Source organism: Flavonifractor sp. An306, from assembly GCF_002159455.1.
Classification (GTDB): domain Bacteria; phylum Bacillota; class Clostridia; order Oscillospirales; family Oscillospiraceae; genus Flavonifractor.
This window is the reverse complement of sequence record NZ_NFIQ01000136.1, coordinates 1-3,681: the sequence shown is the minus strand read 5'-3', so window position 1 is coordinate 3,681 and position 3,681 is coordinate 1. Positions and strand designations below refer to the sequence as shown.

Here is a 3,681-nt window from a genome sequence, read left to right as displayed (position 1 = left end):
GTCTGCTGCTGGGCGGCGGGCTTGGGGGCGAAGGGGTCAATCCACTTGATCACCGCCAGCACCGCCACCAGAAGGACCAGGAAGGGAATCAGGGGAAACCGGCGGCGGCGTCTCTGCTGTCTCCGGCGGCGGGGTACGGTCTGTGTGGGGATTGGCATGGCGATGGGGCCTCCTCGGTGTGGTTTTTCTCCATTATAACAGGATTCGACACAATCGTCTCTTACAGATTTCTTACTTCGGAGGAAAAAGCCCCCGCGCCTTGGGCGCGGGGGCTGAAACTTACCGGCTCTCTCGCAGGGCCTTGTCGTAGGCGTCCTTCACCTGCTGGGAAAAGCAGACGAAGGTGACCTGCTCAATCTGGGGGTGGTCCGCCAGAAAGGCCCGGACGGTTTTGACCGCGATGGGGGCGGCCAGCTCCAGGGGGAAGCGGTACACCCCGGTGGAGATGGAGGGGAAGGCCACGCTCTTGCAGCCGTGCTCCACCGCCAGCTCCAGGCAGCTGCGGTAGCTGGAGGCCAGCAGCTCTTTCTCCCCGTTGTCCCCGCCCTTCCAGATGGGGCCGGGGGTGTGGATGACGTATTTCGCGGGCAGCCTGTAGCCTTTGGTGAGCTTGGCCCGGCCGGTCTCGCAGCCGTTCAGGGTGCGGCACTCGGCCAGCAGCTCCGGACCCGCCGCCCGGTGGATGGCCCCGTCCACACCGCCGCCCCCCAGCAGGGTGCAGTTGGCGGCGTTGACGATGGCGTCGGCCTGGACCTGGGTAATATCCCCCAGCAAGGTGTCAATCCTGCTCATGGCGCTCCTCCTCCTTGGCGTCGGCCTCCACCGCCCGGTAGGCGGCGGGGGGCTGGACGGCGGCGGGGTCGGTGAACACCAGCTCAAATTCGGCCGCGTCCATGTTCTCATACTTCAGCAGATAGTCGGCCACAAAGTCCAGTTCCTTCCGCCGGGCGGACAGGATCTCCTGGCAGCGGGCGTAGGCGTTGTCGATGAGGGTCTTGACCTCCTCGTCAATGAGGGCGGCCACCTCCTCGGAGTAGTTCTTGGTCTGGGCCATGGACCGGCCAATGAACACCTCGCCATGGCCGGAGTCAAACACCACGTTGCCCACCCGGTCGCTCATGCCGTAGCGGGTGACCATGTTCCGGGCGATGGCGCTGGCCTTCTGCAGGTCGTTGCCCGCCCCGGTGGAGATGTCGCCCAGGGCCAGCTGCTCGGCGGCCCGGCCCCCCAGGCAGACGGCGATGCGCTCGGTGAGCTGCCGCCTGGACTGGAAGGTGACGTCCTCCTGGGGCAGGGAGATGGTCATGCCCCCCGCCATGCCCCGGGGGATAATGGTAATCTGGTGTACCGGGTCCTGGGTCTCCAGATCGTGGATGACGATGGCGTGGCCCGCCTCGTGGAAGGCGGTGAGCTTCCGCTCCCGCTCGATGACCACCCGGCTCTTCTTCTCCGGCCCGGCGATGACCTTGATCACCGCCTCGTTCAGATCCTTCATGGCAATGAAGCGGTGGTGCTGCCGGGCGGCCAGCAGGGCGGCCTCGTTCATCAGGTTCTCCAGGTCGGCGCCGGTGAAGCCGCCGGTGCCCTTGGCCAGCTCCGCCAGGGAGACATCGTCCCCCAGGGGCTTGTTGCGGGCGTGGACCTTCAGAATGGCCTCCCGGCCCTTGATATCGGGGTAGCCCACGTACACCTGCCGGTCAAACCGGCCGGGGCGCAGCAGGGCGGGGTCCAGGATGTCCTGCCGGTTGGTGGCCGCCATGACCACAACTCCCTCGTTGTTGCCAAAGCCGTCCATCTCCACCAGCAGCTGGTTGAGGGTCTGCTCCCGCTCGTCGTGGCCGCCGCCCAGACCGGCACCTCTCTGGCGGCCCACGGCGTCGATCTCGTCGATGAACACAATGGCGGGGGAGTTCTTCTTGGCCTGGTCAAACAGGTCCCGGACACGGCTGGCACCCACGCCCACGTACAGCTCCACAAAGTCGGAGCCGGAGATGGACAGGAAGTGGACCCCCGCCTCGCCGGCCACCGCCTTGGCCAGCAGGGTCTTGCCGGTGCCCGGCGGGCCCACCAGCAGCACCCCCTTGGGGATGCGGGCCCCCAGCTCCAGGTAGCGCTTGGGGTCCCGGAGGAATTCCACGATCTCCCGCAGCTCCTCCTTCTCCTCCTCGGCTCCGGCCACATCCTCAAAGGTGACCTTCTTCTGCTCGTCGGCCCCGGTGCGGGTGCGGGCCCGGCCGAACCGGGCGGTGCGGTCGCTGCCGCCCCCGCTTCCGCCGCCGGCCCCCGCCTGGCGCAGGAACATGAAGTACCACAGCAGGCCGAACACCACCAGAATGGCCACCCAGGGCAGATAGGTCATCCAGTAGGGGGGCACCCAGCCCTGGGGATAGTCGTAGTCGGCGATGATCCCCAGCCGCTGCTGCTCCACAATGAGGTCGTTGAAGTCGTCGTAGAACCACTGGGGGTTGCCCACGTCATAGCGCACCGTGGCCTGCCCGTCCGCCGGCTCCTTCAGCCAGAGGGTGACGGTGTTGTCCTCCACCACCACCTGGGACACCTGCTGCTCCTCCAGCAGGCGGCGGATCTGGCCGTAGGTCACCGCCGTCTGATTGTCCAGTCCGCCCCGCAGGGCGAAAATGGTCATCACCAGGATGAGGGCAATGAGCAGATAGAAGCCCACATCCCGCATGCTTACGTTTCGTTTCAAGGAATGGCCACGTCCTTTCCAGACAAGATCTTTCCCCTTATTCCCCGCCGTATACCGAGGGCTTGAGCACCCCGATGTAGGGCAGGTTGCGGTATTTCTCCGCGTAGTCCAGGCCGTAGCCCACCACGAAGTAGTCGGGGATGGAGAAGCCGGCGTAGTGCAGCTCCACCTCTTTCACCCGGCGGGAGGGCTTATCCAGCAGGGTACACAGCCGCACCGAGGCGGGGTGGCGGGCCTGGAGGATCTGGAGCAGATAGCTCAGGGTGTTGCCGCTGTCCAGAATGTCCTCCACCACGATCAGGTCCTTGCCCTCGATCTGCTCGGACAGGTCCTTGATGATCTTCACCTGGCCGGAGCTGGAGGTACCCGCCCCGTAAGAGGACACCGCCATGAAGTCCACCGTGCAGGGCAGGTGGATCTGCCGCACCAGGTCGGCCATGAATACAAAGGAGCCCCGGAGCACGCTGATGAGCAGCGGCTCCTTCCCGGCATAGTCCCGGTCGATCTCGGCGGCGATCTCCGCCACCCGGTTTTTCAGCTCCTCCTCAGAGAAGAGGACCCGCTCCACGTCCTTGTCCAGAATATGTTCCATACCTTGTCTCCTCACTCTTTCTTCCAAAAAATCAGTGCATAGGCGGGTTGACCCGGCTGGGCCAGGCGGCTCTGGTCCGCTCCGAAGCCCGCCACCGCCAGCACCCCGGCCCCGTCGGCCAGCACCGGCACCCGCTCCCGGTCCCGCCGGGGCACCTTCTCGTCAATAAACAGCTTTTTCACCGTCTTGGTCCCGCCCCGCCGGGGCAGGGCGATCTCGTCCCCGGTCTGCCGGGGCCGGAGCATCAGCTCCCCCTCCACGGCCTCCCGGGACAGATAGAGCACACCCGGTTCCCCCTCCGCCGGGCAGGTGGTTGTCTGGCAGCGGCACCGCCAGGGGGTGCCCTCCGGGGCGGTCTCCCCGTCCAGGTTCAGGGGGGTGG

Annotated in this window: 4 protein-coding genes; all 4 read right to left on the bottom strand. The window is 66.2% G+C overall.

What is annotated here, in order from left to right; all coding sequences use genetic code 11:
- Positions 1–279: 279 nt before the first annotated feature.
- On the bottom strand, positions 280–792 hold the full coding sequence (locus B5F88_RS18660; protein ID WP_087348971.1) for an O-acetyl-ADP-ribose deacetylase: 513 nt from the start codon (positions 790–792) through the stop codon (positions 280–282).
- Complete coding sequence (ftsH, locus tag B5F88_RS18655; protein WP_087348969.1) at positions 779–2,689, bottom strand: ATP-dependent zinc metalloprotease FtsH; 1,911 nt, start codon at positions 2,687–2,689, stop codon at positions 779–781. The genes B5F88_RS18660 and ftsH overlap by 14 nt, the downstream gene beginning before the upstream one ends.
- 55 nt (positions 2,690–2,744) lie before the next feature.
- Positions 2,745–3,299 carry a hypoxanthine phosphoribosyltransferase gene (gene hpt / locus B5F88_RS18650; protein ID WP_087348967.1) on the bottom strand — a complete coding sequence of 185 codons (555 nt, stop codon included), beginning with the start codon at positions 3,297–3,299 and terminating at the stop codon, positions 2,745–2,747.
- A gap of 11 nt (positions 3,300–3,310) precedes the next feature.
- Positions 3,311–3,681: tRNA lysidine(34) synthetase TilS (gene tilS, locus B5F88_RS18645; protein ID WP_140402199.1), on the bottom strand; the 371-nt coding region annotated here is incomplete at its 5' end.

What these genes read in the sequence shown, in the direction of transcription:
- B5F88_RS18660 (WP_087348971.1), bottom strand. Translation starts at nt 792, where the DNA reads ATGAGCAGGATTGACACCTTGCTGGGGGATATTACCCAGGTCCAGGCC.
- ftsH (WP_087348969.1), bottom strand. Translation starts at nt 2,689, where the DNA reads ATGCGGGATGTGGGCTTCTATCTGCTCATTGCCCTCATCCTGGTGATG.
- hpt (WP_087348967.1), bottom strand. Translation starts at nt 3,299, where the DNA reads ATGGAACATATTCTGGACAAGGACGTGGAGCGGGTCCTCTTCTCTGAG.